Annotated in this window: 4 protein-coding genes; 3 read left to right on the top strand and 1 reads right to left on the bottom strand. The window is 72.5% G+C overall.

Going from position 1 to position 3,617, the window contains the following annotated elements; translation table 11 throughout:
• The first annotated feature begins 136 nt into the window (after positions 1–136).
• On the top strand, positions 137–1,441 hold the full coding sequence (locus VGD70_RS10095; RefSeq protein ID WP_331080415.1) for a hypothetical protein: 1,305 nt from the start codon (positions 137–139) through the stop codon (positions 1,439–1,441).
• A 124-nt stretch (positions 1,442–1,565) separates the two neighbouring features.
• Positions 1,566–1,904, top strand: a complete 339-nt coding sequence (locus tag VGD70_RS10090; protein ID WP_331080413.1) for an Lsr2 family protein — start codon at positions 1,566–1,568, stop codon at positions 1,902–1,904.
• Here VGD70_RS10090 and VGD70_RS10085 read toward each other — a convergent pair.
• A complete protein-coding gene (locus VGD70_RS10085; protein ID WP_331080410.1) occupies positions 1,901–2,800 on the bottom strand; it encodes an oxygenase MpaB family protein in 900 nt (299 codons plus the stop codon). The genes VGD70_RS10090 and VGD70_RS10085 overlap by 4 nt on opposite strands.
• Between VGD70_RS10085 and VGD70_RS10080 the strand changes: the two genes are divergently transcribed.
• Positions 2,799–3,326 (top strand): isochorismatase family protein, encoded by a 528-nt coding sequence (locus VGD70_RS10080; RefSeq protein WP_331080408.1) that lies wholly within the window; start codon positions 2,799–2,801, stop codon positions 3,324–3,326. The two genes, VGD70_RS10085 and VGD70_RS10080, sit on opposite strands and share 2 nt — an antisense overlap.
• Positions 3,327–3,617: the final 291 nt, after the last annotated feature.

The raw sequence follows: 3,617 nt of genomic DNA, 5'->3' as shown, positions 1-3,617 counted from the left end.
ACGAGTGATACCCAATCGGGTGACGACGTGTGCACGAAGAGAGGTCAGAGGGGCCCGTCCGGCGCCGGGCGCAGTGGAGCGATAACGTGGGACCCGGCCCACCTCTGAGCTGTGCACGACGTCGGGGAGGTATGCGGTGCGGCTGATCCGACTCGGCGCGGCGACATCCGAGGTCGGTGTGGACGTGCGTGCCGCGCTGGCGTCCTGGGGTCCCGGTGACCCCGTGGTTGGTGGCATCGCGCTGGCCGGTGCGCAGCCGCCGGACTGCCCGCGGCCGATCGACGCGATCATCGTGCTGCCCCGGGGGATCATCGTCGTGGTGGGCATCGACCTGCCCGACCCCGCTGTCCGGCTGGACGCCCCGCTGACCGCCCAGTGGAAGACCGACGGCTGGCCGCTGGTGCGCCGGGACGGCGCGGTGAACCCGGGAATCGAGGCGCTCGAGGCGGCCGGTGCGATCTCCGTGCACCTGGAGCGATCCCGCGTCGAGCCGCTGCCGCTCGGTACCGTCGTGGCCGTCGGACCCTATGTCTCCCAGGTCCAGCAGCCCACCTCCGACCTGCTGCGCGGCGTGCGCGTGCTGCACCCCGAGCCGATGACGCTGCTCACCGCGGCCCGCGAGCTGGCCGTGCACCCGCGGCCGTGCACGGTGGCGCAGGCCCGCGGCCTCCTCGCCGCGCTCGAGCCGGACAACGCGACGGTCGCGGCCCTCGACCTCGAGGCGGAGGGGTTCACCGACACGGTCAAGCCCGACCTCGGCGCCGAGAGCACCACGGTCCTCCCGCGGGTCGCGAGCCAGCCGTCGCGCGCCGGCACGGCGGGCCGGTCGACGCCGGCGGGCAAGCGGGGCGGGAGTCAGGTGCGCTGGCTGCCGGTGGCGGCCGCGGTGCTGGTGGCGATGCTGCTGCTCACCGGGATCGTCTACGCGATGGCCTCCTCGAGCGGTGACCAGGCCTCGGGCGGCGGGACGCAGACCACGCGGGCCCAGTCGAGCACGGTCGACATCAACGGCGTGTCGTTCACCCCGAAGGGCTCGGTCGCGGACACCGACTGCGCCGCGCACGCGTACGGCGACGTGCAGGTCTGGCTGGAGCGCAACCGGTGCGGCGAGCTGGTCCGGATGCGCTTCGAATCCACATCGGACGACAAGACGGCGGCGATCCTGGTGGCCGTGCTGCGCTTTCCGGAGAACGCGCTCGCCGGTGACCTGCAGCAGGTCGCGGACAAACCGGGCAGCGGCGCGATCGTCGACGCGTCCGCCGAGGGCCGGCCCTGGCCGGGCAAGCGCAAGCCGTTCTTCGAGTCGGCGGCCTACACGAGCGGCCGGGAGGGCAACAGCCTCAAGCTCGTGCAGGCGGTGTGGATCGGCGCACCGTCCACACCGGACGACGAGACGCTGGGCAAGCTCGCCGAAGCCGCGCTGGACCTGAGTGCGCCGTGAGCCGCCCAGCTCGAATGTGACGTTGGCGGCATCCGCCACACCGGGAACCCTCACGTTCCGATGACCCGGCGGCCGTTATTCTCGAAAGCGCTCGCTTTCGCATTTCCCACCCCGGAGGATTCTTGTGGCGCAGAAGACCATTCTCGAGCTGGTCGACGATCTCGACGGTGAGCAGGCCGACGAAACGGTGGCCTTCGCCCTGGACGGGGTGGAGTTCGTGATCGACCTGTCCGCCGACAACGCCGCCCGCCTCCGCGACACGCTCGCCGAGTTCGTCGGCCACGCCCGCCGCACCGGCGGTCGCAAGCAGCGCGGCAAGGCCGTCGTCGTGGCCACCAACGGCAACGGCAAGCCGGACACCCAGGCGGTCCGCGAGTGGGCGCGCAGCCAGGGCGAGACCGTGGCCGAGCGCGGCCGGGTCCCGCAGGCGCTGGTGATCCGCTTCCAGGAAGCGCATTCCTAGTCGGTCGGTAGTCGCGTGGCGGACGGGGTCGCCCAACGGCCCATTCGCCGCACGGCACGCAGCGGGTGCGGCTCGAGCTTGCCCAGCCGCGGCTCACCCCGCATGACCCGCGCGGTGTTGCGCAGGAACGTCCGCAGCCCCATCGACACCCCGCGCAGCGCCGCGGTGCTCACCGGGCCCGGGTACGCCCGCCGCCCGTAGAGGTCCACCGCCCAGGTCGGCAGCAGCGAGTACGCCAGGTGTCCCACCACCGGCTCGTACAGCCGCACGCCGAGCGACAGCGCGCCCTGGACCGGGGGCCGGTGCAGGAACCGGTAGATCTCGTCGGCGTCCTCGGTGCGCCGCAGCGCGGGCCGCATCGACGCCAGGTAACGCGACATCTCCGCGACCGACCCCGGCACCTCGGCCGGGTCGAGCCCGACGAGCGAGGCCGACACCCGCTGCTCGGCGAAGTAGCGGTCCGCGTGCGCCGCGGTGAGCGGAAACCCGGCGCGGCGCACCACCGAGAGGAACGACGACACCTCGGCGCAGTGCACCCAGAGCAGCAGTTCGGGCTCGTCGATCCGGAACCGCTCCCCGGTGTCCCGGTCGACCGCCCGCAGCTCCCGGTGCACCCGCCGGACCCGGCCCGCCCGCTCGGCGATCTCCTCGCGGGTGGCGTAGGTGGTCGCGCCGACGAAGTTGGCCGTGCGGACCAGCCGGCCGAGCGGGTCGGTCCGGAAGTCGGAGTTCTGCACGACGCCGGCGACCGTGCGCGGGTGCAGCGCCTGCAGGTACAGGCTGCGGATGCCGGCCAGCCACATCGCGGGCTGCGCGTGGACCTGCCAACTCACCGAGTCCGGCCCGAACAACCCCGGATCCGGCTCGGTGGGCGCCGCCCTAAGCTCGCTGGACATGAGTCCATTAGACCTCGAACCACGGCGCACGGCGCTGGTCGTCATCGACCTGATGCCCCGCATCGTCGGCCGGCCGACCGCGCCGTCCACGGGGCCCGAGGTCCTCGCCCGCTGCGTGGCGCTGGCCGGTGCGGTGCGCAAGGCCGGCGGGCTCGTCGTGTGGGTCACCGTGGAGCGGCCGGGCGCCGACCCGCAGCCCGAGGGCAGCGAGCTGGCCGCGGAGTGCGATCCGCAGCCCGGTGACCTGCGGATCGTGAAGCACACCTGGGGTGCGTTCCACACCACGGGCCTCGACGAGGCGCTCCGGGCGCGGGACATCGACACGGTGGTGCTCGGTGGCATCGCCACGAACTTCGGCGTCGAGTCGACGGCCCGCGCGGCCGATGAGCACGACTACCGGGTGATCTCCGTCTCGGACGCGATGACCGGGATCCACCAGCACGCGCACGAGTTCGCGGTCGGCTACACCCTGCGTGCGCTCGGCCCGGTCGTGACCACCGAGGAACTCCTCACCGTGTTGAGTTGATCGCTCCACTGACTGTGTTGGATTGTTCGCTTCGCTACTCGCCGTCTTCCTCCGTGCGATGTTCGGCACTGACGCGCCTGCGCTTCCTGTGCTGAATGGTTCGCTTCGCTCCTCCGCTACTCGCCGTCTTCCCTCCTCCCGTGCTCGGCGCTGACGCGCCTGCGCGCGCTCGTCAGTCCAGACGGCGAACGCTCCGTCGCTCTCGCTCACGGGACAACCTCCACGGCGAGGGCGGTCAGCGGGACCGGCTGGCCCGTCGCGATCGACAGTTCCGCGGCCTCGGCCATCGCG

Source organism: Actinophytocola sp. (assembly GCF_036402745.1).
In the GTDB taxonomy this organism is placed as follows: domain Bacteria; phylum Actinomycetota; class Actinomycetes; order Mycobacteriales; family Pseudonocardiaceae; genus Actinophytocola.
Note: the sequence above shows the minus strand (reverse complement) of the source record. Positions and strands in the feature narration are given on the sequence as shown.